The sequence below is a fragment of the Neptunomonas marina genome, from assembly GCF_004005935.1.
Classification (GTDB): Bacteria; Pseudomonadota; Gammaproteobacteria; order Pseudomonadales; family Balneatricaceae; genus Neptunomonas; species Neptunomonas marina.
On the sequence record NZ_SACQ01000043.1, the window covers coordinates 1 to 242 of the forward strand.

Genomic DNA, 242 nt, shown 5'->3' on the forward strand with positions numbered 1-242 from the left:
CTGTCATCGACGGCCACCGGTGGATCGTTATCCGGGGTCACGGTGAGGTTGACGGTCGCTGCGTTGGAGACGTTACCTGCCGCATCCGCAATGGTGTATTGGAAGCTGTCCGGGCCGTTGTAGTTGGCATCCGGGGTGTAGGTCACGGTGCCGTCGCCATTGATCAGCAGTGTGCCGTGGTCTGGCTGCTGCGTGATCACGATGCTGGTGAGGTCCAGACCGTCGTCCACGTCGTTGTCGTT

1 protein-coding gene is annotated in these 242 nt (G+C 61.2%); it reads right to left on the bottom strand.

The genetic code is table 11. The features are described 5' to 3' along the window. Positions 1–242: cadherin-like domain-containing protein (locus tag EOE65_RS18080; RefSeq protein ID WP_164847164.1), on the bottom strand; the 242-nt coding region annotated here is incomplete at both ends.